Source organism: Nonomuraea sp. NPDC049607 (assembly GCF_040675375.1).
Lineage (GTDB): Bacteria > Actinomycetota > Actinomycetes > Streptosporangiales > Streptosporangiaceae > Nonomuraea.
This window is the reverse complement of the sequence record NZ_JBFAOV010000011.1, coordinates 33,392-57,741: the sequence shown is the minus strand read 5'-3', so window position 1 is coordinate 57,741 and position 24,350 is coordinate 33,392. Positions and strand designations below refer to the sequence as shown.

Genomic DNA, 24,350 nt, shown 5'->3' with positions numbered 1-24,350 from the left:
GAGGTCCGTGATCGGGCATTGTTCGACCTGACCGACGGCCCGGTCACACCGTCGAACCGCGCCGAGCTGACAGCGGTTGCGCACCTGCTGAACACCTTGCTGTCCAGCTTGGTCGTGTCCTCGCTTCAGTTCGAGCAGCACGCGCTGCTCGTCCGCGCGCCGTCACACCGGCCGGTCTCGGAGTTCCTGTACGGCTGCGCCGACCGGGACCGAGCCGGGACGCGGCTGCTCGCGAACCGCATCGTCCAGCTCGGATTCACCGCCGGCTATGACCCGCAGCACCTGTCAGCGTTGTCGCGCGTCACCTTCCAGACATTCGCGGACGGCGACCTCACCGGCGTCGTGACGCAGAACCTCGTGGGTGCTCGGATCCTGGTCCAGACCTTGCAGGAGGCGGTGCGCTGGGTCGGGGCCGACGATCCAACCACCCGGCGCCTGCTGGAGCGGTTGCTGGAGGACAAGGAGGCGCAGGCCGACCAGCTCAGCGCGGGGCTTCAGGATCCGGTGAGAGCGCGTCCCGGAGTCCGGCACGAGACGTGACGCCGAGCTTGGGGAAGATGCGGTACAGGTGCGCACCGACCGTCCGGTGCGAGAGATACATCCGTTCCGCGATCTGCTTGTTGGTCAGGCCGCTCGCTGCAAGCCGAGCGATCTGCAGCTCCTGAGCCGTCAGGGCGATCAAGCCGGCCGACGATGCGTCAGCCAGCCGGTGTCCGGCGGCGCGCAGCTCGTTCCGCGTGCGCTCAAGCCAGGGCTCGGCGGTCATCGCGGCGAAGCCGTCGCACGCTGCGAGGAGATGCCGACGGGCCTCCGATGCCGATCTGGCCCTGCGCAACCTCTCACCGAGGATGAGCCGGACTCGCGAGGCGTCCCATACCCACCGTTCCGCGGCAGGACTCGACAGCAACGACTCCAACCGCGCCTTTGTCTCGTCGTCATCGAACACGAGGAACTCCCCTGCCGCCTGAATCAGCGCCATCCGGGTCGACAATCCGGCCACGCCGGCGGCCTGCATCGCCTCGACGTGCGCCCGGGCTTCGACCGTCCTACCGGTCCGAACCGCTGCCTCGACGAGATCGAACATGACCCACATGCAGTGGGGTACGTACGCGGCGAGGACACCGGGCGGGCTCATCGCCGCGGCGTGGTGGAAGGCCCGGTCGAAGTCTCCCTGGCCGAGCGCCGCGAGCGTACGCGGATGCTGCGCGAACAGGGCCGCAGCCGTCACACCGCGAGGTAGTGCCCAGTGGGTGATCTCGTCGGCGAGCGCGTACGCCTCGTCGAAGCGTCCCCGCCCGGCGGCGAGGATTGCCCTGTTGTACAGGAAATACCAGGCGAAGAAGGAGTAGCCGCTGGTGTCACAGATCTGCTGTCCCTCGCGGGCGAACTGCTCGGCTTCATCCCACCGGCCCACAAGGTAGTCGTCCAGGCACAGGTGCATGAGGGCGCCAAGGTGTCGCCGGGGCGCTCCTCCCTCCCGTCCCTGCCGGACCAGCCGCCACGAGGACTCACGGCAGTCGCCCAGACGATCCAGATAGACCGAGGCAGTCCCGACCCGCATGATCCGGGTGGGGTCTGTTTCGTCGGCGAGGGTAGCGAGGACGGCCCGGCTGCTCGCGAGCCCCGACGTCCCCGTGCGGACCGGGTCAGGAAAGGTTCTGCTTGCCAGCGACAGCACGTCGGGCGGTCGTGGCTCCAGCCTCTCCAACGCGCGATAGAACGGCTCCCAGTATTCCGGGGCACTGCCGTACCAGCACAAAAGCATCAACGTATGCATGGCCTCGATGAGCGCGGGATCGCGGGCATCGTAGCGGTGCTCTGCGGTCTCGATGGCGCCGACCAGGAGCCGGTGCGCCGTGGCCACATCGCCGTCCCCGTTGAGCATCAGGAAGGCGGCCGCGTTGGCCGCGTGGAGCGAGCCGGTGGAATCCGGAGCGGCCCGCCTTGCATCGTTCAGAAGCGCCTTCGCGTCGTCGATGGCTCCGCTCGCCTCGGCGCCGATGTAGGCGGCCTCGGAAAGGCGACGCCCCCGACCGGCGTCCGTGCCGCTCAGTTCGGCTGCGCGGATCAGCGCCGCGACAGCGGCGAACACGTCGCCGCGGAGCATGGTGCGATGCGCTGACTCCTCAAGCAGCTCCGCCACACTCTCGTCCGGGCCGACGGCGGCCGCAGCGAGGTGCCACGCGCACCGTTCCCGGTCACCCGTCAGGGCAGCGGCAAGAGCGACGTGCGCTGTCCGCCGCTCCTCGTGCGTGGTCCCAGCGACGATCGCCGATCGGATCAGCGGGTGCCGGAACGCGATCCGTCCTGTGGCATCGTCCACACGGACCAGTTGAGCCCGCTCAGCCGGGGCGAGGTCAGCCAATCCGGTCTCATCCGCTAAAGCCGCTCTGAGAACCCGGACGTCGCCCGTGCCTTCGAATGTGGCCAGCAAGAGCGTTCTGCGGGTCGATTCCGGCAGGTCGGCGAACCGTGCGGCGAACATCGCCTGGAGCCGGTCACTGAGCGGGACCACCTCGGGTTGCGGACCGGCATGGGGCACCGCGCCCAGCAAGGTGGACGGCAACTCCGTCAACGCCAGCGGATTGCCCTGCGCGAGATCGAGCAACCGTTCCCGGATCCGCACCGGCATCTCCGGGAAGTTGACGTCGACCAACTGTCCGGAAGCCGCTCGATCCAGCGGCTGAACGATCATCTCGGTCAACCCGCGCGGATCAAGAAAGCTCACCGTCCCCGTCCTGGCGGAGGCCAACAGGCCAGCACGTACGCCGTCCAGACGGCGCGCGAGGAATCCCAGCACTACGGCGCTGGCCCGGTCGATCCATTGCACATCGTCCACGAGAAGGGCGAGCGACGCCTCAGTGGCAACTGTCCTGACGAGTAGGAGCGCGGCGTTGCAGACCATGAGCGCGTCTGTGGGAGTGCCGACGCCGAACCCGAGCGCCACCAGCAATGCCTCGCGCAGGGCTGGTGGCAGGCGCTCGATGTCGGCGCTGACCGGAAGGAGCAACTGATTCAGGCAGGAGTAGCTGACGTGGGCTTCGAACTCCGACCCGGATGCCCGCAGCACCCGCATATCCGATGTGATGGCCAGCTCGGCTGCGGCGGCCATGAGCGCGGACTTACCCACACCAGGTTCGCCCCACATCAACCACGCGTCGCCACGCTGCCGAGCGCTGTCGAGAAAGCTGGACAACTGTTCAAGCTCGGCGCAGCGACCGAAGAGAGCAGTGCTGGCCACAGATACCTCACGGCGTCGGTCAGTGCATGCCTGAGTCGGATACAGCTGCCGCGAGCATAACCGTCACGTGATCACGCTCAAAGGCCGCTTCCGTCTCTCTCGGAGAGAGGGCAGAATTGGGCAAGAGATTGCGAACATCGAGCACGTCCGCCTCTTGCACCGCTGGTTTCGTGTAAGCATTCAGCAGCTCAAGATCGCGATGGCGTGAGCAGCTCGTCATACGACGGGCGGCGATCCAGGGTCTTCGGCACCCGAAGATCACTCCACCGCGCAGGCGCTACCCGCTGCGCGACCTGGCCGGCGACGCCGCCTACGTCTCCAGCGTCATCGACACCATTCCCGGCCCGGTCATCCTGATCGGCCACTCCTACGGCGGCGCGGCCATCATCAACGCCGCCCGCGGCCATCTCACTGCCGGCCACCATGGTGCTGGTGACGGCGAGCATGTACCTCGTCGGGACCTTCGGCCACGACGACAACTGGACCCATTTCCTGCCAGACATGATCATCGGTGGGGTCGGGCTCGGCTCACTCACAGCAGTCAACCAGGCCGCATCGCTGGCCTTCGCCTCGCAGGAGAACGCTGGCATGTCCAGTGCCACGTTCGGCACCCTGCGGCAGGTCGGCATGGCCACGGGCATCGCCGGGCTCGGTGCGGTGTTCAGCCACGTCGCTCAGAACAAGGCGGAATCCGGGCTCGCGGCGATCCCCGAGAGCGACGAGTCGGCCGCGTCAGCGCGCTGACCGGTCGGAACGCTCAATGCCCAAAGAGCAGGTGGCCGAAGCCCGCCCTCTTGACGTGCGCTGCGGTCAGGTGCCGTTTGGCGGATGCCGCGTGTGCGGTGCCGGACAACAGCGGGCAGGCGAGCGTCGTTGTGGCGCCGTGCCGAAGAGGCTTGCATTCGGTACCCAGGTACAGACCTACCGTCGAGGCATGACGCAAGACATCACCCTTGACCGGGGATGGGCTCCCTCCGCCTGCACCCTGCCCACCGCCGAGCAGCCGCTGCGCGTGGCCGAGTTCGACGCCTTGTTCGCCGACGCGGTGCAGGGCCTGACGCGGCCGGAGAGCACCCGGCTGCGCCTCGATCTCGTCTTCGGCCCAGGCACCGCCGCCCGGACCGCCGAACTGACGGCTCGCGAGAACGGCTGCTGCTCCTTCTTCACCTTCACCCTCACCATCGCCGACGGCGGCCTGACCCTGGACGTGTCGGTGCCGCCCGAGCACGTCGACGTGCTGGACGCGTTGCAGGCCCGCGCGGGCGCCGCAGCCACCCTGCGAGCTCCGGGGGACGATGGTGATGGACCGCATCAGCCGTGAGGACCTCTGCGGCGGCTGCTGACCTTCCTCCCAGCTCAGAGGGTGCTGATCGGCGCCGGGTTCCCGGGGAGCCGCCAGTTGCCGCCGCGGTCCTCCTTCGAAAGGCGTGCGACGAGATCGGGAAGGCGCAGGAAGCAGGCCAGTGCGGTGGCGGCCTCGAAGGCGTCGATCGCACGCTGGGTCATCGGCATGCCCAGGCGCAGGAGACGCGGATTCACCTCGCCCTGGATCTCGTCGACGAAGGGCCGAAGCACGCTGTCGTAGTTCGCCAGTGCGGTCGGCAGGTCGCCCGGATGCCGGTCGATCTCGCCGGCCAGGACATAGGCGCTCACCAGACCACCGGAGACGCCCATGCCGCTGTAAGGGGAGACGCAGTGGGCGGCGTCGCCGGCCAGGACCACGCGGCCCTCGGACCAGGTGCCGGTCCGGACCTGGACGATCTCCTGGGAGTAGAAGAACGGGCTCGTCCGCATGCCGTCGATGAAGCGCTCGGTCTGCCAGCCCGCGTCGCGGAACCTGCTCGCCCAGAACTTCTGCTGACGCTCGACGGGTTCCCGGTGGATCGCCGAGGCTTCCTCGGATTCCTCCCGCATCACGAAGTACACCTGCGTCTCGGTCGGGTTGTGGCTGCGGCGCATGATCTGACGGCCACCCGGGACCATGCAGGTGTCCCGGAGGTTGCCGTCGGACGCGATGCGCGGGACGAACCAGTAGGCCATGTGGATGCCGACCCGCCAGTACGGGTCGCAGCCCGCGGGGAGGATCGCCCGCCGGATGCGCGATCCCTGCCCGTCCGCGCCGACCAGGAGGTCGAACTCGCCGGAGGACCCGTCGGAGAAGTGCGCGACGACCTTCTGTTCGTCCTGGTCGAAGCCGTCCACGCGCACGCCGAAGACGTACTCGGTGTCGTCCTTCGAGGCGTCGTGCAGGATGCGTACCAGGTCGCCGCGCATGATCTCGTACTCGGAGGTGAGGGTCTGCCGGCCCTGGCCGGAGGTGTTGGCCATGATCGTCGCCTTGGTCCTGCCGCGGACGTCGACGAAGGCGACGCCCGCCTCGTCCACCAGCTTGCCGCGGACGGCGTCAAGAAGCCCCATCCGTTCGACGGCCTCGATGCCCTGTCCCCGGAGGTCGACCTGCGCCCCGGCGGCCCGCAGCACCGGGAAACGTTCGACGACGGTCCCCCTGTGGCCGCCCCGTGTGAGCCAGAAGGCCGGCGCCTGGCCCGCTATCCCGCCGCCGGCGACGAGGACCCGCAGGGGGGGTACGGCCGGAGTACGCCAGAAACACACCGCGGGCTGGCAACTGATCGTTAGGGTGAGTGCCGTCATGTTGGTGGTGGTCTGGGGGTTGTGGGTGACCTCGATAAACCGGACCGCATATCCGCGATTTCCGCGGGTGGTCACGGCGCGGGATCTGGCGGAGAACTTCACGCCGGTTGATGCCGAGGTGGCCTGGGCGCGCGGCCGCACGCAGGATGAGCATCATCTGCTGATGCTGGTGGTGTGGCTGAAGTCCCATCAACGGCTGGGGTACTTCCCGAAGATCGGCGAGGTGCCGACGGCCGTGGCCGGGCATGTGCGTGAAGCGCTGGGGCTGGCGGAGGAGGTGAAGTTGCGGCAGGCGGCTGCGATGACGGCCAGCCGGCGCAGCGAGTTCGATCGGCTGAAGGACGTAGCCAAGGCGGCGTCGTTGGGCAAGTTCAAGGAGCGCCTGGCTCTGCTGGGTGCCATCGACGCGCTGGGGCCGACCGGGACGTGGCTGCAGAGCGTGCCGCCGGGCAAGGTCGCCCATTTCGCGGGGAAGCGCGGGTCACCGACGCGGCCGACATGCGCAAGGTGGGCGAGGACAAGCGGCTGACGCTGCTGGCGAGCTTCGTCCACACGGTGGCCATCGGGATCCGCGATGACGTGGCGACCATGTTCTGCAAGCGTATGGCGGCCATCCACAAGAAAGGGCGCGATCAGCTGGAAGCGCTGCGCGAAGCTCATCGGGCCGAGTCTGAACGCCTGCTCGGGGTGTTCGGTGACGTACTGTCGGCCGTTCGCGACGCCCTGGTCCTGGAAGAGAGCAGCACGCCGGAGGGCGGCCAGATCTCACCGCAGCAGCCAAAGGGGACGGCGCACGGGGCGGGGCCCGAGGTCGCCGAACGGGCCGGGCACCTGGTGCTGAAGACGCTGGAGCGGGCCGGCGGCGTGGAGGCGCTGACCGGGGCCCATGAGGCGATCTCGGCGCATCACAGCAACAACTATCTGCCATTGCTGGAGCAGTACTACCAGAGGGCTGCTGGTCGGGCTGCGTGGCCTCGGCCGAGTCGGGAGCGCCGCCCTGTTGCGGCTCGCCCTGCGGCTGACCTTCGCCCCTTCCCTCTCCCTCGGGCGCTCCTCCGGCGATGAGCCGGATCGGCTGGCCGTTCTTGCGGTAGCCGATGATCGCGCCAGGCGTCGTCGGCAACATCGAGTGATCGAACATCGCAGGCCCTCCCGGAGCCGGACATGAGAAAGGGCCCGCGCCAGGCGGACCCGGAATAATTCGATCCTGCTAGAGGTGGCATGACACAGCGCCGCATCAAGCAGGCGAGGCCAAATTGGCAGCAAGCCGCGTAAATCGCCAGGTCGAACAGCACATCAGCCCTGGTCGCTTGCTTGTCCATGATGTCAAGTCGCCGTTTATGGGGACATTGGTTCGGGACACACCTGGAGAATTCACTCATCGGGTGTGGTGTATTCGGGGACTGACACACACGGGGACTTCCTCGTTTAATGAAGAACTGTCAGCAACTTTCTCTTGGAAAGGCAGGCCGGCGTGCGCATACCAACGCGAGCGCTCAAGCTCGCCCTCGCGGCAGCAACTATCGCCGCCCCCATCGCGCTCGTCGCCCCAACTCCAGCCTTGGCCGGGGAGCTTCCCTGGTGTACGGCCGGAGTAGACGGCGGCAGACGAGGAATGCTCAATTGCAGTGGAGCAGCCGGGCATGTCCGGCTGATCACACACTGTTCCTGGGCGCTCTGGGCCGACAGCGGGTGGCTGTGGAAGAACGAGGGTTCGTTCCACTACGAGAACGAATGCCTTGGCCACGCAGATGCGGCAGAGTGGTCAGCTTCTCCGTGATCACGGCATGGGTGCAGGGCCAGCGCCCGCACATGATCGCTAGATCCGCTCGCGATCACCTCTCCGAGGCATGCCAGCGTCGTGGCTGAGCTGAGTCAGCCGATTTTCCAGAGCGGCAACACGAGCACCGGCCTTGCGCCGGTGCTCCGTGTCGAGCGCTACCGCCGCCTGCCGTTTCGCGCCACGCAGCTCGGACTCCAGGCGGCGCATCTTCTGGGCCGCCTGGTAGTCGCCGCGGTGCCGGATCGGCGGCGGCGGCCCGGTCGCGCCCGGCAGGTAGCCGCTGAGCGTGTGCCCGCAGCCGGGATGCAGCAGGCCGGCGGCGCGGGCCTGGGCGACGGTGCCCTCCACGAGCACGTCCACCATGTCGTCGGACACGGCGGACTCAACCTGCCGGAAGCCGATCGGCCCGTCCTGCGACAGGATCTTCCCCTCCCAGAGGGCGCACCGCGGGCACGTGAACGGCAGCCGAGACACGATCACGAGGTCGATGCCGTTCTCGGCGAGCGTGGCCAGGTGGCCGTCCGTCGCGGCCTGCGCCATCGCGGCCCGCACCGCCGCTTCGGCGTACGCGGTCACCGAGCAGACGCGGCCGGAGGAGTCGGTGAACCCGGTGATGCCCCGGCGGGCCATCTTGTCCAGCGCGCGGGCCTGCGCCTCGCGGCGGGAGATCGCGCCGGTGAGCGCCTGCGCGGCCACCTCGTTGACGATCTGCCTGAAGATGAACTCCGGCACCGACCGCATGCCCGGCTGGGTGGAGGCGACCAGCCGCGTGGCGCGGCGGGCGATCTCTATGACGCCCTGCCCCTGCGGGATGCCCTTGCGGGAGCCGAGCCGTTCCGATCTTTGGTGGCGCGTTCCGCGCCGCGCCGCCACGCCGCGTTGCCCCCGGTCGTCACCAGCCGTTCAGACAAGCGTTCCAGCCGACCGGCCCGCGGGCAGCGACGCAGCCGTCGCCCCCGCCGATGCGAGCGCCGGATCCGGGCACGTCGCCACCATGTCGGCGAGCATCTTCCCGCGTTTGTCCAGCTCGGCGGCCAGCTTCTCCGGCGCGCTCGCATCCGGCCGCTTCACCGAGACCTTCGCTCCGCCCCGCCGGGGATGGAGAGCGCGCAACCAGGTGGGCGGCAACGTCAGCCGGTCCTCGTCCTCGACGCCGCCGGCGGCCGCGGGCGAAGCCTCCTGCGGTAAGGGGGCCGTTTCGTCCTCCGTGTAGCCCTTGCGTAACTTCTCCGCCACCAGCTTGTCCGCGGCAGCCGTGGCGGCGGCGGCCGAGCCGAACCACTTGACCTGCGTCTGACCGGCCGCGCCCATCCGTCCATACCGGATGTGCAGCTCCACGCCGTCCTGGCGCACCTCCCAGAACTTGGCCGAAGCCCCGCCGACGAACGCCAGCGTGCGCTCCACGCTCATGCCGATACCTCCCCCCTGCCTGCTCTTGATCGACAGCGGCGAGTATGGCGAGAACGACCGACAAAGTCGCGCGGAAGGTCAGACGGGGAGGCCCTCGGCGGCGGTGGTCTCGCGCTCGGCACGCAGGCCATGGTCGTTCCCGACGACCTGTTCGGACAGGGCCGCCGTCTCCCGTACGGCGGTGACGGCCGCCGTGGGGAGGTAGTCGTCGGGCAGACCGTCGACCATGATGATGTCGCCCTCGATGTGCCGCGAGCGCAGCGGCGCGATCTCCCGGTACGCGGGAGAGTCCCACCATGCCCGTGCCTCGGCGATGCCCGGGAACCCCAGCATCACGACATGGCCGGGCCAGGTGCCTTCCTTCACCTCGTGCTGGGTGGCATGGACGAGGTAGCGGCCGCCGTACGGCTCGAAGGTGGTGGGGAGCCGTTCCATGTACTCGGCGATCTCCGGATGCGGGGCCGCCTCCTGCAGGTGGGCGATGACGTAGGCGGGCATGGTGTCCTCCTGGTGCAGCCGTGTTCGGTGCTGCCGATCCTGACACGCACCTCGTAGGCTGGGCGATTACCTGACAGGTAGGCGATCAGGTGAAACAAACGGGCATGCACCGATGACGGTGGCTTGTACGCTGATCATCTGTTCGGGCCAGGGCGATGGCAGGAGACGGGGCATGACTTCGAGGCTGGCCGGTTACGTGGTCGGCGGGCGCTACCGGCTTGCGGACGAACTGGGGTCCGGTGGTTTCGGACGGGTCTGGCGGGCTCGCGACGAGACCCTCGACGTGGACGTCGCGATCAAGGAACTGCGGCTGCCGCCCTGGATTCCGGAAACCGAACGGGCCGAGCGGCTGGCGCGCGCCACACGCGAGGCACGCAACGCCGCCCGGTTGCGCCAGCACGACGGCATCGTCGCGATCCACGACGTCGTCATCGAGGACGGCCTTCCCTGGATCGTCATGGAACTGATCGAGGGTTGCTCGCTGAGCGAGTACGTCGAGGAGCACGGACCTCTTCCGCTGGACAGGGCCGTCGAAGTCGCCGCGGCACTGCTGACGTCGATCGGCGCGGCACACCGGGAAGGCGTCGTGCACCGCGACATCAAACCGGCCAACGTGATGCTCGCCGAGAACGGAAAGGTCCTGCTCACGGACTTCGGGACAGCGATCCACCACACCGATTCCGCACTGACCGCCACCGGGATGTTCATCGGCTCGGCGGAGTACATGGCGCCCGAGCGGTTGCGCGGCAGTGACGGCCTTCCCGCCGGGGATCTGTTCTCCCTCGGTGTGACCCTCTACCAGGCGGTGGAGGGCGTCTCACCGTTCCGCCGCGACACCCAGGAAGCGACCTTGGCCGCGGTACTGCTGGACGAGGCCCCGGCACCGCAACGCACCGGACCGCTCACGCGGCTCATCACCCGGCTGCTGGACAAGGACCCGGGCCGCAGGCCGACGGTCGACGAGGCGCTGGCCATGGCAGGTGCGCGGTCCGCGACCATGGTCCACGTGCGGCGCGACACCAAGATCCTCCCGGTCCGGACGAGGGAGGGGGGACGCTCAGGCGTCGCCGCGCTGATCGTGGCCATGACAGCGGTGGTGGGCCTGACGGCGCTCGGCGTCGCAGGACTCCCCGATGCCGGCGGCACGTGGGAGCACTTCGAGCGCTTCAGGGACGACACCGCACTGATCGTCGCCGTTGCCGATGTCGTCATCACCGGCTTGCTGTGCGCCAGTCTCGCGCGGTTCCTGCCGAAGAACGCCGGCAGGACCGTGACCGCTGTCGCCGGTGCCGCCGGGCTCGTCTTCGGCTGTGGCGCGACCGCTTTCGCCTTCCACGGCGCCGGCGAAACCCTCCGGAACATGATGGAGTTGCCCGGACGAGATGCCGCGACGATGTCGCTGACCCTGATCAGCATCGTCGTCCTCGTCGCTGCGGGGGCGGCCTGGACCTCGCAGCGCACCGATCGACGCGGAGGGATCAGAGGTCGAACACGATCCTGATCGCCCGCACTGCCGTACATCACGCCGTCGCGCCACTCGCCCGCATGGGCACTCGCTCAGTTGTCGAAGGCCCATGCCGCGGCGGCGATCGGCTGGAGCCCCACGGCCAGCTCGTCGAGCTCGTCCGCGCTGAGCACGTCGTACGCGGGGGCGGCCAGGTCGTCGGTGAGCGCCTCGATCCGCTGCTTGGTCTCCCGGCCGGCGGGGGTGAATCCGCCGGCGGCGTCCACGAGGCCGCGGTCGCGCAGCCCGTCGACCACGGCGGCCAGCTGAGCCTTGGGCAGGTGGTGGACGCGGCCGAACTCCTCCGCCCTCATCTCGAGGGAGAGGGCCATGAGGACGTGGGCCTCGGTGCCGCCGATGCCGTGGGCGAGAAGGGCGGCGTTGTGGCCGTCCCCTCGGTGTTCCCGCAGCAGCGTCGCCACGTGCCAGAGCCTGGCCACCGGCTCTTCGGGCACGTCGAGCGCGTGCAGCCCGGCGTACAGTGGCCGGCCCTCGGTCGGCGCGCTGAACGCTGCTCGGATGGCGAGGTCGGTGGCCCGCACCAGACCGGGCGAATCGGCCAGCTCCCCGATCATCTGCCGTAGGGCGGCGGCGCTGCCCCGTTCGCGCAGGGTGATCGCCTCCTGCGGGGTGATCTTTCCCCACACCCACGGGATGTGGCGTGCCACCTCGCCGTCGGCGAAGTTGTAGAAGACCGCGTGCACGACCTCGGACGGTGCCGTCCCCAGGGGCGCGGCCCGGCCCGCGAAGTATCCGTCCCAGTAGTTGCGCATGCCGACGGCCAGGAACGCCTCGTTCGCCACCTCGGAGAAGGTCGCGGTGGCGATCGGCTCGACGAGCTCGGCCATGTAGCGGATCTTGGCCTGTGGGTGCTGCTGCATCGGTCGGCATCTCTCTTCGTCGTGACGGCTGGTCGTGACAGCGCCCTTGTGGGGCGGCCGTTCACCTTGGCTACGAACGCCGCGGCCCAGATACGACAACCCCGGTCGAAAATTTTTGGGTCGATTCTGCCAGGCAGCGTCGGGATGCCACCCAAACTCGGTCACCGCTCGGTCATGGCGGTCATCCGTCCACGCATGGAGCCCACGTCCGCGGGCATCCAGGGATCTCCCGTCCTGGCGAGAGGGCTCCGCACGGAGAGGAGCCCCCGGCCCTCTCACAGTTCATGGGGACCGGGGGCTCGCGGGGGTGCCTGTTCAGGCGGTGGGGGTCTGCTTCACGTAGCTGACCTCGACGTTCAGGTAGGTCGCGACGCCGTAGTCATGGCCGCGGATGGCCAGGAGGTTGCAGCGCTCCAGGTGTCTGACGGGTATGACGACGTTGATCGCGCCCGCGGCGCAGCCGCCGCTCCTGACGGTCTGAACGAGGCGGCCGTTGAAGTAGACCCGCGCGTCGTTGTCGATCGTTCCTTGGATGCGGACCTGCTGTGCGTCGCGCGGGATGTGCACCCAATGGCGTACCAGGATGTCGGTGTTCACCGCCCAGGACGTCTTGACGTTGGTGGAGTTGTTCCAGGCGCAGGTGCCGTTGGTGGTGCCGAAGCCTTCTTGTCCGCTCGCCCAGTCACTGTCATCGAAATTCGGATCGTAGAAACGCGGGGCATTGGTCCCGGGCGGCACCTGGAGGTATTTCCAGTCGGTGCTGTTGTAGCCGAGTACGGTGACGACATTCTGTCGCATTCCGGTCAGGGAGGCTGACGCCGATGCCGGAGCGGGCAGGGCCACGGTGGCCAGCAGCGAGCCGACCGCGAGGCCGGCGGGAAGGAAACGCAGCAGTTTTTTGAACATGGCGATCTTCCTCCGTCGATTGTTCGAAATGTCGATCCTGTGGCCACCGAAAAGGACATGTCTATCCATGTCGCAATTCTGCCGCCTTACATCCCGGCCGGAATGGGTAAATCGAATCATAATCTCATCACGCGCGGACACGTTAGGCAATGGCCAAGAAAGGCCGACGAGAATGGGCGGGCGCAATTATGAGCAAAGAGGAAATTTTCCGATATGCCGATTATGAGTGCCGTCCTCTCGACCGGAGCCGAGAAACATCGACACAGCCGCCACCAAGGCGCTCTGGTACGAATCGCGCGTTCGCGCTACTGGCGAACAAGTCCGGGGCGACGCGGCTCGGCTTCGGTACGGTTCGGTCGAGCCGGGGATCCCCGCGGCGGGCAAGGAGTGGGTGGACAACCGGTTCAAGACCTACCAGCCGGAGGAGCTGGTGCGCTTCGCGATGTCCAGGCCGGCGCGGTTCGACCCGGGAAAGGGCTGGAGCTACTCCAACACCACTACACACTGGCCCAGCTGCTGATCGAGAAGGTCACCGGCCACTCGATCGCCGAGGAGATGAAGCGGCGGATCCTGCGGCCGCTCAAGCTGCGAGGCACCGTGGTGCCGGATCCACGGATCTCCCCCACCCGCACGCCCACGGCTCCTACCGCTACCAGGACGCCGGCCAGTGGAAGGTGATCGACGTCACCCGCCAGAACCCCTCCATGACGGCCGGCGCCGGTGACATGATCTCGACCACCGGCGTTCAACTCGTAATCATGTACGTGATACTGGGCTGATTTCACGTACATGAGCGATCACGTCCGCGCGGCGACCAGAAGAACCGTCCGCCGGGACGGTGCGCGACTCCGGCACGTTATCCGGTACATCGTCGCCGAGGTCGCGCGGCGGCCGGCATGAGCGCCGCGCCGAAGATCACCGCCCTGCGCGGTGAAGGCGTCAGCCTCGCCGTGGCCGCCGACGCTTTTCTCGCCACGCCGCGCACGGTCAACCCCGACACCCACCGCGCCTACGCCTCGGCCATCGACCGCGTCGCCGCCGCGGCTGGCTGACGGACGACGCCGGGCAGGCCCCCAGCACGGAGACCCTTGGAACGGGTGGCGCAGACGTGCCGCGCCCCCGGCAGAGGGCTGCCGGGGGCGCGGGGATCAGGATGACGCGAGCTTCACATCGAGCCCGGTGATCCGGTCGACGGCGACGGCGGCGGTGGCGGTCGTGGCGGCGTAGCCGCTCTTGGTGACCGTCACCTCCTGATCGCCGGTCTGGGCGGAGAACAGCCAGTAGGCGCCAAAGGCGTCGGTGGTGGCCGTGCGCCCGTCGGAGGCGACCGCCGCCCCCTGCACGGGCTTGCCGGTGGCGGCATCGGTGACCGTGCCGGTCACCAGGCCGCCATTGACCTTCTGGCAGGTGCGGTCACCGACGTAGACGTCGTCGATCGCCCACCAGCCCGAGCGGTTGCCCCGGTAGTGGAAGCGGACCTGGGCCTTGGTCTTGCCCGCCGCCTGCGGCATCGCCACCACCTGCGCGGCCGGGCCGGAAGCGCCGGGGAAGCCCTTACGGGTCCACACCGTCGTCCAGGTACGCCCGCCGTCCAGGCTGAGGTCGGCCCAGGCGATGGCGTTCACGCCGGGCTTGAGGTCGCCCGCGAACTCCAGCACCGGGCTGGTGTGCTTGGCCAGGTTCAGCACCGGGCTGGTCAGGTAGGTGTCCTGGACATGCCCCTTGCCGGAGTGGTCGGAGTCGACGATGGCGAACCTGCCGCTCCCGCCGGTCCGGTTCTCCCGGGCGCCGGGGTTGTCGAAGACCCAGCCCGGCTGGTGGTCGAATCCGGGGAAGCCGGGATCGACATTGGTGACCTGCCACCCGGTGGGCTTGCCCGAGCTGAACGGCTCGGGCGTGCCGGCCCTGCTCGCCAGGTAGCCGGGGGCCACGCACGCGAGGGCGGCGGGCAGGGCGGCGTCCACGGTCTGGTTCTCCGCCCCCAGACTGACCTTCCTGCTGACCGGGTCGTAGCCGGGTACGCCCGGGGTGATGCGCAGCGTGTAGTCGGTGGCGGGCAGCAGGGACAGGGAGTAGTGGCCGGTGATCGCGTCGGCGGTGGCGTCCCACGTGTGGCCCTTGCCGTCGTCGGCGGTCACCTTGGCGCCCAGCGGCCAGCCGTGGCCGGAGCCGTCGGTGAGCGTGCCGGACAGGGTCTTGCGCTGGGTCGGGGGGAGCGGGACGTCCTGCTTGATCGAGCCGTCCTTGGTCACCTTGATCGCCACGGTGGCGTCCTGGTAGCCGTAGGCGCTCACCTTGAGCTGGTAGTCACCGGCCAGCAGCTTGAAGGTGTACGTGCCGTCCTCTCCGGAGGTGGACTGGCGGTTGAGCTGCCCGTTCAGCGACACGGTCGCGTCCTTGAGCGGCTCGCCGGTGGCGGCGTCGGTGACGGTGCCCGAAAGCGTGCCCAGGCCCTGGGCGCCCGCCTGCACCAGCGCCAGCGCGTCCAGGCGGCCCTCGCCGTAGACGTTGTTGTTGGCCGCGTCGCCGCCGCACTGTGGGTCGGCGGTGTCGATGGCGGTCAGGTCCAGCAGCGTGCGGGTGCCCTCGATGTCGCGGGCCAGCGACGGGTTGGCCGACCAGAGCAGGGCCACCGCGCCCGACGCGTGCGGCGTGGCCATCGAGGTGCCCGACATCAAGAGGTAGCCTCCGCCCTTGACGGAGGAGCGGACGTCCACGCCGGGAGCCGAGATGTCGGGCTTGATCTGCCCGTCCTGGCCGTCTCCCCGGCTGGAGAAGTCGGCGATCTTGTTGTTCCTGTCGTAGGCACCCACGGAGTAGTTGATCGTGCGGCTGCCCGGGGTGCCCGAGGTCCGGCACTCGGCCCCTTCGTTGCCGTTGGCCCACATGCCGAAGATGCCGGACGCCGCCCAGGCCTCCTGGATCTCCTCGAACATCGGCTCGTTGGAGGGCAGGTCGCTGCCCCAGGAGTTGTTGACGATGTGCGGGCGCTTGGCCGGGTCGGGGTTCTGCCCGGCCGCGTCGGTGGGCGCCAGCATCCACTGGCTGGCCCGCATCAGGTCCAGGTCGCTGCAGCCGCCGGCCTGGCAGCCGCTGGCGGCGATCCACTTGGCCTTGGGCGCGACGCCGATCTGGTTGCCCTTGCCGTCGTCGCCCACCATGGTGCCCATGGTGTGCGAGCCGTGGTTGTGGCCGTCGCACGGGCCGGGCTCGTCGCAGTTCCCGGCCGCGTCGTACCAGTTGTAGTCGTGGGTGAAGGTGCCGTCGCCGTTGTTGCCCCGGTAGGAGCCGATCAGCGCCGGGTGGGTGTACTCCACGCCGGTGTCGACGTTGGCCACGACGATGTCCTCGCCGCGCACGCCGTACTGCTGCCACACCTGGTCGGCCTTGATGTTGGCGATGCCCCACTCCACGGCGGCGGCCGTCGCGGCGGCGCCCTTGGTCTCCACCGGCAGGGCCACCGGGTAGGTTCTGGGCGCCCGGACCTCGCTCACCCCGTCCATCTTCGCCAGCTTTTCGGCCAGCTTCAGGGGCACGTCGCGGACGTACACGGCGTTGGCCGCCCAGAACGTCTCGCTCTTGCGGCCCTCGGCCTTCAGCAGCTTGCGCAGCGGGGCCTGCGAGCGGTCGGCCGTGTCGCGCAGGGCGCGCACGACCTGCTCGCCGCGCGCGGTGCGGGTCCTGGCCCGCTCGGCGCTCTTGGTGTCGGCCTTGTCGGACAGCAGCACCCACAGGTCGGTGCGGTCCTTGGCGGCGTAGGCCGCGAGCACTTCCCCGCCCAGCGGACGCGGATCAGCCGGCGCGGCCGCCGCCGCCGCGGCGGGGGCCAGGAGGGAGGCGGCCATGAGCGCGCCCACCGCTAAAGTGATGATTTTCATGTCAGCGTCCTTCGCAGCTCAGGTGCGCGACGAGTGGCTGTGACGTGGTCTCCCAGCCAGTGCCGTTGAGAATCTGACCGCTCGCCCAGACGTCCTTGGGCCCGGAGCCGGTCAGCGCGGTGTAGATGTACGCCGAGCCGGGCGCCTGGACGCCCTCGGGCCGCACGTCCGTCCAGGACTTGCCGTCCCAGTGCTGCAGCGGGGGCTGCGACGAGCCGTCGGCCGGCGACGTCGCGGTGATCCACACGTCGTTGGGGCCCGCGGCGTAGACAGAGAAGGGCGAGGTCCAGGCCGCCGACGGCGTGGGCGCGGCACTCCAGGACTTGCCGTCCCAGTGCAGCGCCACGGGGGCGAAGGTGCCCGGCTTCCGCTCGTAGCCGACCGCCCAGACGTCGTCGGCGGCACGAGCGCTGACGGAGACGAGCTCGGCGAGCAGCCCGGGCACGCCGGGCATTTCCCTCCACGCCTTCCCGTCGTAGTGCAGGATCAGCGACTCGATCTGCGCGGGGTCGGTGTACTGCCTGCCGACCGCCCAGACGTCGTCACGGGACCGCGCGTGCACAGCGCGCAGGGTCGCGTTCGCCCGGGTCATCGCCGGGTGGTCGACGTTCTTCCAGACTCTGCCGTTCCACTGCTGGATGGCGGCGCCGGCGGAGTCCGCGCTCTGTGTGGTGTACTCACCGACGGTCCAGGCGACCGAGGGCGAGACCGAGTCGATGGACTGAAGATTGGGCCTGGTCGCGGTGGGGTCGGGGGAGATCGCGGTGGGCACGAAGGTCCACCGCCCGCCGTCCAGGCGCGCGAAGACCGGGACACCGCTGCCGAAGGTGTCGCCGTAGCGGAACTGGTAGCGCGCCCACCCGCTGGACGTCGAGTCGAAGGTCGTCTCCCAGGCGCCGCCAGGGGCCATGGCCGCGTGCGGGATCTGCTTGGGCAGGAGCTTGACCGACCTGCCGTCCGAGGTCAGGGTGGCGGAGGTGCGGTCACCCTCGGTGGTGAACACCGCCTGCTTGGATGAGACGGACGACGCGTGGGCCACCGAGACGCCGCCGTCGGGGATGGCGGGCACGTCGAGCAACTTCCAGGTGGGGGTGCAGGCGGCGGCCGAGGCCGCCGTCGCCGCGCCGGTCGTGAGCGCGGTGGTCAATGCCGTCGCCGCCAGGGCGACCGCGGTTCTGCGTATGCTGCGCACGAATGCTCCTCAGAAGGCGCCGATGCCGTTGGGTACGCCCATGCCGGTGGGCCCGTCGTGTCCCCGCCTGGCGGTGCACAGCGGCGAGCCGCCGCAGGCCCCGTTGGCGCCGGTGGTGATGTCGAACAGGTACTGGCCGGAGCCGTAGAGCTTCTGGCCGGGCACGATCTCCTGGCCGTTGTCGCCCAGCGCGTACACGCCGCCGATCAGCGCGACGCTGATCGGGGTGCCGCTGACGCCGATCCAGCCGCCCCAAGAGGTGCTCTCGTAGAGCTGCACGGGCGAGCGGGCATCGCCCACCGCGGCCACGTCGGCGACCGTGCGCTTGGCGCCGCACTGCCCCTTCGGCTGCCAGGCCGGGCGCGCCTCGTACACCGAGCAGCCCGAGCCGGACCCCGAGGAGGCCATCTCGCTCCAGCCGCGCGCGTTGCCCGGGTCACGCCACAGGGTGGTCGCGCCCACCGCGATCACCGATCCGTAGGCGGCCGGGACCATCTGCCTGCCCACGCCGTTGCCGAACCCGCTGCCGCCGCCCGCGACGATCGGGACACCGGGGTGGTCGTAGTGCGCCGCGTCGGCCCGCTGGCCGGCGTACTCGTAGAAGCCGGTCATCACCGAGACCGCGTCGGCGCCCTGGACGACCGCCTGGTCGACCGCGGCGCCTATGCTGGCCGGCGTCTCGTCGTCGGCCTCGACCAGCAGCAGCTTGCAATTGGGGCAGGCGGCCGAGCCCAGGTCGAGCCCGGCCGCGGTGTGCAGCGCGTAGCCGTTGTGGGTCGGTGGCCTGGTGGTGCCGCCGCGCTGGTCCACGTGACGGAAGCAGGGGAACATCTCATCGCACAGCGGCAGGTCGTTGCCCTTGCGATACTCGTTCAGGTCGCGCTCGGCGCTGGGATGGCCGTACGGGACCACGACCGCGAGGGTCTGGCCGCCGCCCAGCCAGGACGAGGGCAGCTTGTAGGCGTCCTGCAGGTCGGCCGCCTTGAGCCCGTCGCTGACGTTCGCGTCGGACTTGGAGGTGACCTTCAGCAGGCAGTCGGGGGTGGAGCAGTCGCCGGCGGCCTGAGCCGACGCCGGAACCAGCAGGGTCAGGCCGAGCACGATCGCGGGGAGCAGCCGGGAGATGATCACGGTCACTGGTCCTTCGGTGCGAGCCGGTAGGCGCGGAGGTTGGTCTGCTCGACGGCGTTGCCGTCGCGGTCCACGGCCTTGATCCGCAGGGCGGCGTACCCGTCGCTGCCGGGGCTGGTGAGGGTCGTGGTGAAGCGGCCGTCGCGTCCCCGGTTCGCGGTCTGGGGCTCCGACCACGTCGTGCCGCCGTCGTAGGAGACGGAGACGGTGGCGTTCACCCTGCCGGGGTCGTCCTGGTACTGCTGGTGCCGCACCGTGAAGGCCACCTCGAACGGCTCGCCGGCGGGGGTGGCGTTGTCGATGTCCAGCGGCAGGTCGGGCCGTACGAACAGAAGGGGCAGGAACGAGCAGCGGCGGGTGGGGTCGGGCGCGCACATCGCCTGGTCGGGCAGATCGGCCGACCGGTCGCGGTTCGTGGTGCGGAAGGTCCAGTCGGTGGTGCTGGTCGCGTCCTCCACACCAGGGTTGTCGCCGGTCACCTTCAGCCGGTATTCGGCGGGCTGCGGCAGCAGCGGCAGGTCCAGCAGCTGCGTGAGGCGTGTGCCGTCGCCCCGGGTCGCCGAGGTGAAGGCGAGCGCGCCGTCGCGGTAGAACTCCACCTTCGCGAGTCCGTCGAGGGCCGAGCGGTAGTGGCCGGCGGTGGAGTCGGCGTACGGGTTGAGGTACAGCAGGCCCAGATCGCCCTGCCGGCAGGCCACGCACACCTGCTGCAGCGCGCTGGTGACGTTCGTGTCAGGGGTGTTCTGGATCCCGATCAGGGCCTCCTGCACGTACGGTGCACTGCTGGAGGGCACCTGCGGTCCCTTGTTCCAGGTCTCGGTGAGGTGCTGGCCCGGCCGGATCAGCCGGCGCTCCCCCAACAGGCGCAGCCCCAGGTCCGGTCGCAGGATGGGCTCCCAGGAGACCTTGCCGGGGGCGTTGCTGTACCAGTAGTCGGTGCGCTTGCCGCCGTACAGGGGGCTGGTGACGCCGAAGGTGGTCTGCGTCCACGGCAGGTAGACCGTGCTCAGGAGCTCTGGGTGCTGGGAGGTGGCTCCCGGAGTGTTGTGGATCGTGGAGTCCACGGTCGTCAGGTCCGAGCGCCTGACCGTGCGGGTGAGTGAGGCCGGCACGCCGCCGGGCTCGTGGAAGGCCACCTTGTACGTGGGATCGGCCCCGGTGGGACCGCCGATCGAGGTCATGGCCAGGAAGTCCAGGCTGCCCTTGGTCACGCGCCTGGTCGGCGTGGCGTACAGGGTGTGGACCCCGAAGTCCCCTCCGGAGACCAGGCGCATGAGGAACAGCGCCGTGACCGAGTTGCCGAAGGGCGGGTTGCCGACCTGGTCGCCCTGGACGGTGGTGCGGTTGTAGGTGATGAGGTCGTACTGCGTGTCGGCGGTCTCGGGCACGCCCTCGATCGTCGTCTCGTACGGCACGGCCTTGCGCGCGTCCAGCGTGAGCGACATGTCCTCGGTGACGGAGAACTCCGGCTCGATCACCAGGGCGCCGGTGGAGCCCATGTCCAGGACCGGTCCGGTCAGGACGCTGGCCTCGATGCTGTAGTGGCCCGCCGGCACGCTGAAGACGGCCTGGGAGGTGCCCTCCACGCCGTCGCCCACCTGGAACAGCGTGAACGTCGGGTCGTCCAGGCTGTGGATGGAGCCGAGCATGACGCCGGGCTTGCCGGTGCGGTCGATGGAGTCGACGGTGACCGTGTGGTACTCGGGATAGTCGGCCGGCGCCGCCATCGGATCGGCGGGCAGGGCCGGGGCGCCTTCGGGCTGGGCCAGCGTGATGCGGCCGGTGCCCGGCTTCTGCCCGGCCTTCCACTTGCCGGCCAGCTCCTGGCCGAAGCCTTCGGCGTCCTTCTTGGCCAGGGTCCTGGACTGCGGGCCGAGCGTGGCCACGCCGCCCGACTCGACCTTGACCGGCAGGGCGTCGGCGTGCGCGTCGTCCAGCCCGGCGCGCACCAGGTAACTGACGTTGAACAGGCGGACGTCCAGCGTGCTGCCCAGGAAGGGGGCGGCCTCGGCGGGGATGACGTACTCGTCGCCGTTCAGGGTGAGCTGGGCGAACACGCCGTTACCCGGGTCGATGACGGTGGCGCTGCCGGTGAGGTCCACCTGCACCTTGTCACCGGTCACCAGCGTGACCGTGCCGCCGGGCCCGGTCGCGGCCTTCGGCGGGGGTTCTGTCGTGGCCTCGGCGGTGCCGAGCCCGGTGACCAGCGTGAGCGCGAGGCAGGCCGCGCCCAGCCGGGAGGTTAACTTGTTCATGCCTTGACCCAGCCGTCCTTGTCGTCTTCGCTTGCGCCTTCTTCAGGCGCGATCTCCGCGCCTTCGTCCTCGGTGAGCTCGTCCTCGACGGGCTCGTCCTCGGCCTCGTGTACGTCGGACATGCGAAGAGCGTGACGAACAGGACATTCAGCTAGCTATGCGGGAGATCCCTCATTCCGCCGTGGCGGCGTCCCCCATAAGGGCCAGCTCGATCCGCGAGCGCAGGTTCAGCTTGCGCAGGACGGCGCTGAGATGCCGCTCCACCGTCTTGGCCGACAGGAAAAGCTCCTGCGCGATCTCCTTGTTGGTCAGCCCGGAGGCGGCCAGCCGCGCGACGTCCCGCTCGCGGGGTGACAGGGCGTCGCCGTAGCCGCGGGTGCCGCCCCGGTGCCTGGCGGGCAGCGACAGGCCGCGCTCGCGCGCCAGGCGAGCCGCGCGGTCCAGGTCCCAGCGGGCGCCGAGCGCCTCGTAGGTCTCGATGGCCCGCCTGAGCTGCTCATCGGTCCCGGCCTGCTCCCTGGCCTGGGCCGCCTCGTACGGGCATTGGATGGCCTCGTAGAGCTCGGCCGCGGCGGTGAGGTGACCGCCGGAGGGGTCGAGGACGCCGCGGGCGTGACGCAGGGCGGCGGGAGCAAGCGGCGCGTGCAGGCCCGCCATCGCCCGTTCGGAGCGGTTCACCAGGTCCGCGGCCTCCGCGGCACGCCCGGCCGCCACCATCGCCTCGGCCAGGGCGGGCACGGTCCGCACCTCCGAGGGCCCCAGGCCGCGCTCGAACCACGACTCGATCAGCGGCAGGACCTCCGCCACCGCCCGGTCCGGCTCGCCGCGCGCGACGGCCTGGCGCAGCAGCGCGGTGATCAGCAGCGTCGTCTCGTCCATGGTGCCCGGGACCTCGGTCATCACCTGGCGGATGCCGAACTCGGCGCCGGCCGCGTCGGTGCGGGCCAGCGCCAGGCAGGCGGTCACGGTCGCCGCCGCGTACCTGTCCTTGGGCCGCTCGCTGAGCCGCTCGGCCAGCATGGCCGTCTCGGTGGTCAGCCCCTCCCAGGAACCCGCGCAGTAGTCGGCCACCGCCAGCGCGGAACGGCACCGGTCGATCATGTCCCCGCCGCTCACCTCGGCCAGGGGGGCCGCGCCCTCCAGGGCCACCCGTAGTATCGTCTGCGCCTGGACGTGGTCACCGACGAAGGCCAGCGCCGAGCCGATCGAGTAGTAGGCGTTGACCTTCGCTCGGTGCCAGGACCGGTGCCCGAGGCTCCCGCGCACCTCCTCGATCAGCTCGGCCCAGCGCGGGTCGCCCACCAGCACCATACTGCTGGTGATCTTGCCGAGCACGAAGATCTGCAGGGGCGCGTTCTTGACCGCGGGCAGGACGGCCAGCGTCCTGTCCATCCAGTGCCGGTCGGCGGTTCTGGCGTCCCGCCCCATGCTCAGGACGGTCATTATCCGCACCGCCAGCTCGGGCTGGGCCTCGATGTCCAGGTCCGCCACGGCCGCGGTCAGCGCCTCGAACCAGGGGCCGGGCTCCTGTCCTGTCGCATCCTTCAGATAGAGCAACAGCAGGGTCAGCTCGGCGCGCAGCACCGGCGAGGGGCCCTGGTCCAATGCCAGGGCCAGCAGGTCGATGACGTCGGGAATGTGCAGCAGCCCCTCGGCCGCCCAGCCGAGCTTGACCGTCAGCCGCCCGCGGTGCTCCGCCTCCAGCGGAGCGTGCCGCAGGACCGCCTCCAGGATCCTGACCACCTCGGCGTCGTCGCCCAGCCGCAGCGCCTGGTCGGCGGCTCGTTCGGCGGCCTCCACCCAGGCCGCCATGTGCCCGGCGCGCCGGTGGTGGTGGGCCAGTTGCCCCAGCGGCACCGACGGCATCGCCTCCACCGCGGCGGCGGCCCTGGCGTGCAGGTCGCGCCGCCTGGCCGCCGGAATGTCCTCGTACACCGCCTGCGCCGCCAGCACGTGCCGGAACGCCGCCGTCTCACCGCGCGCGGTCAGCAGGCCGTGCTCCACTGCCTCGTCCAGCCCGTCCAGCGCGCTCTCATACGGCAGGCGGGCGGTGGCCGCCAGCACCTCGACCGGCATCGGCTCCTGCAGCACCGAGGCCGCCCTGACCACCGCCTCGGCCTGCGGCGACAGGCGGCCCACCCGCTCCAGCACCGGGTCGCGCACGCCCGCCGGCACGTCGAGCCTGGCGATGGTCCTGCGCGCCCACTCCCCGCCCCGGTGCATGAGCGTCCCGCGCTGGCGCAGCAGCGCCACCAGCTCCTGCACCGCCAGCGGGACGCCGGAGGCCCGCTCGCACAGGTGCTCGGCGAAGTCGAGCGAGATCTCCTCGGTGTCCAAGATCGCCGCCGCCAGCGCCCTGGTCTGCGCCACGTCCATGGGCGCCAGCCGTACGCGGGCGTGGGCGACGGCGCGCGGCAGGCGGGCCGTCACCGCACGCAGGTCGGCGGAGGCCTCATCGCCGCGGTAGGTCAGGACCACGGCCAGGTCCCGGGGCGGGTCGGACAGCAGGTAGCCGAGGAACTCCACGGTATGCTCGTCGGCCCAGTGCAAGTCCTCCACGACCAGCACGGCCTGGCCCAGCGCGCGCAGGAGCTCACTCAGGCCGCGGAACACCCGGTGGCGCTCGCCCGCGCGGTCGTCCAGGGGCTCGGGGGGCTCCGGCAGGCGTTCGGCCAGCTCAGGCAGGAGCGGGCGCAGCGCGCCCGCGACCGCTGACAGCCCGGTCAGGTCATCGGGCACCTCGCGCAGCGCCTCGACGATCGGGCCGAGGGGGAACGGCTCCCTGATCCTGGCGCAGCCGCCGGTCAGGATGCGGAGACCGGTCCGGGACAGCTCGGCCACCAGGCGGGTCTTGCCGATGCCCGCCTCGCCCTCGACCACGGCGACCGCTGGGGTGTTGGAGACGGTCTCGGTCAGCTGGGCCAGCTCACCGGCGCGGCCGACGAGTGTCGGCGAGATCATCAGCCGCTCATGGATCACGTCTGTTCCCTGCTCGACCCAATGCCTAGATCACACAAAT

23 protein-coding genes are annotated in these 24,350 nt (G+C 70.0%); 9 read left to right on the top strand and 14 right to left on the bottom strand.

Translation table 11 applies throughout. From position 1 onward, the window contains the following. Window positions 1–18 precede the first annotated feature (18 nt). The gene (locus tag AB0J97_RS22555) at window positions 19–540 is read left to right on the top strand and encodes a ferritin-like domain-containing protein (RefSeq protein ID WP_364091596.1); all 522 of its coding nucleotides are present in this window, start codon (window positions 19–21) and stop codon (window positions 538–540) included. Here the strand turns inward: AB0J97_RS22555 and AB0J97_RS22550 are convergent. Continuing rightward, window positions 482–3,241 (bottom strand): AAA family ATPase, encoded by a 2,760-nt coding sequence (locus AB0J97_RS22550; protein ID WP_364091594.1) that lies wholly within the window; start codon window positions 3,239–3,241, stop codon window positions 482–484. The genes AB0J97_RS22555 and AB0J97_RS22550 overlap by 59 nt on opposite strands. 188 nt (window positions 3,242–3,429) lie before the next feature. Next, window positions 3,430–3,687 carry a hypothetical protein gene (locus AB0J97_RS22545; protein ID WP_364091592.1) on the bottom strand — a complete coding sequence of 86 codons (258 nt, stop codon included), beginning with the start codon at window positions 3,685–3,687 and terminating at the stop codon, window positions 3,430–3,432. Here AB0J97_RS22545 and AB0J97_RS22540 point away from each other — a divergent pair. Both AB0J97_RS22540 and AB0J97_RS22535 read left to right on the top strand, forming a co-directional pair. Then, window positions 3,674–3,985, top strand: coding sequence for a hypothetical protein (locus AB0J97_RS22540; protein WP_364091590.1), 312 nt, complete (start codon window positions 3,674–3,676; stop codon window positions 3,983–3,985). The genes AB0J97_RS22545 and AB0J97_RS22540 overlap by 14 nt on opposite strands. Window positions 3,986–4,175: 190 nt before the next feature. Then, window positions 4,176–4,562, top strand: a complete 387-nt coding sequence (locus AB0J97_RS22535; protein WP_364091589.1) for a hypothetical protein — start codon at window positions 4,176–4,178, stop codon at window positions 4,560–4,562. A 35-nt stretch (window positions 4,563–4,597) separates the two neighbouring features. Here AB0J97_RS22535 and AB0J97_RS22530 read toward each other — a convergent pair whose 3' ends face one another. Further along, window positions 4,598–5,854, bottom strand: a complete 1,257-nt coding sequence (locus tag AB0J97_RS22530; RefSeq protein ID WP_364091956.1) for an FAD-dependent monooxygenase — start codon at window positions 5,852–5,854, stop codon at window positions 4,598–4,600. Window positions 5,855–5,891: 37 nt separating this feature from the next. Here AB0J97_RS22530 and AB0J97_RS22525 point away from each other — a divergent pair, with 37 nt between their 5' ends. Together AB0J97_RS22525 and AB0J97_RS22520 are read left to right on the top strand one after the other, a co-directional pair. After that, the gene (locus AB0J97_RS22525) at window positions 5,892–6,422 is read left to right on the top strand and encodes a DUF4158 domain-containing protein (RefSeq protein WP_364091587.1); all 531 of its coding nucleotides are present in this window, start codon (window positions 5,892–5,894) and stop codon (window positions 6,420–6,422) included. Then, complete coding sequence (locus AB0J97_RS22520; RefSeq protein ID WP_364091585.1) at window positions 6,392–6,958, top strand: hypothetical protein; 567 nt, start codon at window positions 6,392–6,394, stop codon at window positions 6,956–6,958. Before AB0J97_RS22525 ends, AB0J97_RS22520 begins: the two co-directional genes overlap by 31 nt. 754 nt (window positions 6,959–7,712) lie before the next feature. Here AB0J97_RS22520 and AB0J97_RS22515 read toward each other — a convergent pair. The 3 genes from AB0J97_RS22515 to AB0J97_RS22505 all read right to left on the bottom strand — a co-directional run bounded on the left by AB0J97_RS22515 (window position 7,713) and on the right by AB0J97_RS22505 (window position 9,584). Continuing rightward, the gene (locus AB0J97_RS22515) at window positions 7,713–8,549 is read right to left on the bottom strand and encodes a phage minor capsid protein (RefSeq protein WP_364091583.1); all 837 of its coding nucleotides are present in this window, start codon (window positions 8,547–8,549) and stop codon (window positions 7,713–7,715) included. 30 nt (window positions 8,550–8,579) lie between these two features. Next, the gene (locus AB0J97_RS22510) at window positions 8,580–9,086 is read right to left on the bottom strand and encodes a WGR domain-containing protein (RefSeq protein ID WP_364091581.1); all 507 of its coding nucleotides are present in this window, start codon (window positions 9,084–9,086) and stop codon (window positions 8,580–8,582) included. A 78-nt stretch (window positions 9,087–9,164) separates the two neighbouring features. Beyond that, window positions 9,165–9,584, bottom strand: coding sequence for a DUF1330 domain-containing protein (locus AB0J97_RS22505; RefSeq protein WP_364091579.1), 420 nt, complete (start codon window positions 9,582–9,584; stop codon window positions 9,165–9,167). A gap of 172 nt (window positions 9,585–9,756) precedes the next feature. Here AB0J97_RS22505 and AB0J97_RS22500 point away from each other — a divergent pair, with 172 nt between their 5' ends. Then, complete coding sequence (locus AB0J97_RS22500) at window positions 9,757–11,085, top strand: serine/threonine-protein kinase (RefSeq protein ID WP_364091577.1); 1,329 nt, start codon at window positions 9,757–9,759, stop codon at window positions 11,083–11,085. Between the two features lie 56 nt (window positions 11,086–11,141). Here the strand turns inward: AB0J97_RS22500 and AB0J97_RS22495 are convergent, their stop codons facing one another. Continuing rightward, a complete protein-coding gene (locus AB0J97_RS22495) occupies window positions 11,142–11,969 on the bottom strand; it encodes a hypothetical protein (RefSeq protein WP_364091575.1) in 828 nt (275 codons plus the stop codon). A 315-nt stretch (window positions 11,970–12,284) separates the two neighbouring features. Next, complete coding sequence (locus AB0J97_RS22490; protein ID WP_364091573.1) at window positions 12,285–12,875, bottom strand: hypothetical protein; 591 nt, start codon at window positions 12,873–12,875, stop codon at window positions 12,285–12,287. A 391-nt stretch (window positions 12,876–13,266) separates the two neighbouring features. Between AB0J97_RS22490 and AB0J97_RS22485 the strand changes: the two genes are divergently transcribed. From AB0J97_RS22485 to AB0J97_RS22475, 3 genes are all read left to right on the top strand, one after another. Beyond that, entirely contained in the window at window positions 13,267–13,395 is a 129-nt protein-coding gene (locus tag AB0J97_RS22485) for a hypothetical protein (protein WP_364091571.1), read from the top strand. Window positions 13,396–13,430: 35 nt separating this feature from the next. Then, on the top strand, window positions 13,431–13,553 hold the full coding sequence (locus AB0J97_RS22480; RefSeq protein WP_364091568.1) for a hypothetical protein: 123 nt from the start codon (window positions 13,431–13,433) through the stop codon (window positions 13,551–13,553). A 218-nt stretch (window positions 13,554–13,771) separates the two neighbouring features. Next, window positions 13,772–13,927 carry a hypothetical protein gene (locus AB0J97_RS22475; RefSeq protein ID WP_364091566.1) on the top strand — a complete coding sequence of 52 codons (156 nt, stop codon included), beginning with the start codon at window positions 13,772–13,774 and terminating at the stop codon, window positions 13,925–13,927. A 96-nt stretch (window positions 13,928–14,023) separates the two neighbouring features. Here the strand turns inward: AB0J97_RS22475 and AB0J97_RS22470 are convergent, their stop codons facing one another. Genes AB0J97_RS22470 through AB0J97_RS22445 form a run of 6 tightly spaced genes read right to left on the bottom strand, consistent with a single transcriptional unit; the run spans window position 14,024 to window position 24,310 of the window. Beyond that, window positions 14,024–16,753, bottom strand: coding sequence for a S8 family serine peptidase (locus AB0J97_RS22470; protein ID WP_364091564.1), 2,730 nt, complete (start codon window positions 16,751–16,753; stop codon window positions 14,024–14,026). A 1-nt stretch (window position 16,754) separates the two neighbouring features. After that, window positions 16,755–17,945, bottom strand: a complete 1,191-nt coding sequence (locus AB0J97_RS22465; RefSeq protein ID WP_364091562.1) for a hypothetical protein — start codon at window positions 17,943–17,945, stop codon at window positions 16,755–16,757. A gap of 9 nt (window positions 17,946–17,954) precedes the next feature. After that, window positions 17,955–19,082: a hypothetical protein gene (locus AB0J97_RS22460; RefSeq protein ID WP_357708358.1), complete on the bottom strand. Its 1,128-nt coding sequence runs from the start codon at window positions 19,080–19,082 to the stop codon at window positions 17,955–17,957. Continuing rightward, window positions 19,079–21,331 carry a hypothetical protein gene (locus AB0J97_RS22455; RefSeq protein ID WP_364091559.1) on the bottom strand — a complete coding sequence of 751 codons (2,253 nt, stop codon included), beginning with the start codon at window positions 21,329–21,331 and terminating at the stop codon, window positions 19,079–19,081. The genes AB0J97_RS22460 and AB0J97_RS22455 overlap by 4 nt, the downstream gene beginning before the upstream one ends. Next, window positions 21,328–21,453, bottom strand: a complete 126-nt coding sequence (locus AB0J97_RS22450; protein WP_357708355.1) for a hypothetical protein — start codon at window positions 21,451–21,453, stop codon at window positions 21,328–21,330. The genes AB0J97_RS22455 and AB0J97_RS22450 overlap by 4 nt, the downstream gene beginning before the upstream one ends. Window positions 21,454–21,502: 49 nt before the next feature. Continuing rightward, window positions 21,503–24,310: an AAA family ATPase gene (locus AB0J97_RS22445; RefSeq protein ID WP_364091556.1), complete on the bottom strand. Its 2,808-nt coding sequence runs from the start codon at window positions 24,308–24,310 to the stop codon at window positions 21,503–21,505. Window positions 24,311–24,350: the final 40 nt, after the last annotated feature.

Coding starts and splice junctions, on each gene's coding strand:
- AB0J97_RS22545 (WP_364091592.1), bottom strand. CDS start 3,687: ATGCTCGCCGTCACCAGCACCATGGTGGCCGGCAGTGAGATGGCCGCG.
- AB0J97_RS22535 (WP_364091589.1), top strand. CDS start 4,176: ATGACGCAAGACATCACCCTTGACCGGGGATGGGCTCCCTCCGCCTGC.
- AB0J97_RS22525 (WP_364091587.1), top strand. CDS start 5,892: ATGTTGGTGGTGGTCTGGGGGTTGTGGGTGACCTCGATAAACCGGACC.
- AB0J97_RS22520 (WP_364091585.1), top strand. CDS start 6,392: ATGCGCAAGGTGGGCGAGGACAAGCGGCTGACGCTGCTGGCGAGCTTC.
- AB0J97_RS22510 (WP_364091581.1), bottom strand. CDS start 9,086: ATGAGCGTGGAGCGCACGCTGGCGTTCGTCGGCGGGGCTTCGGCCAAG.
- AB0J97_RS22505 (WP_364091579.1), bottom strand. CDS start 9,584: ATGCCCGCCTACGTCATCGCCCACCTGCAGGAGGCGGCCCCGCATCCG.
- AB0J97_RS22500 (WP_364091577.1), top strand. CDS start 9,757: ATGACTTCGAGGCTGGCCGGTTACGTGGTCGGCGGGCGCTACCGGCTT.
- AB0J97_RS22495 (WP_364091575.1), bottom strand. CDS start 11,969: ATGCAGCAGCACCCACAGGCCAAGATCCGCTACATGGCCGAGCTCGTC.
- AB0J97_RS22490 (WP_364091573.1), bottom strand. CDS start 12,875: ATGTTCAAAAAACTGCTGCGTTTCCTTCCCGCCGGCCTCGCGGTCGGC.
- AB0J97_RS22480 (WP_364091568.1), top strand. CDS start 13,431: ATGAAGCGGCGGATCCTGCGGCCGCTCAAGCTGCGAGGCACCGTGGTG.
- AB0J97_RS22475 (WP_364091566.1), top strand. CDS start 13,772: ATGAGCGCCGCGCCGAAGATCACCGCCCTGCGCGGTGAAGGCGTCAGC.
- AB0J97_RS22470 (WP_364091564.1), bottom strand. CDS start 16,753: ATGAAAATCATCACTTTAGCGGTGGGCGCGCTCATGGCCGCCTCCCTC.
- AB0J97_RS22455 (WP_364091559.1), bottom strand. CDS start 21,331: ATGAACAAGTTAACCTCCCGGCTGGGCGCGGCCTGCCTCGCGCTCACG.
- AB0J97_RS22450 (WP_357708355.1), bottom strand. CDS start 21,453: ATGTCCGACGTACACGAGGCCGAGGACGAGCCCGTCGAGGACGAGCTC.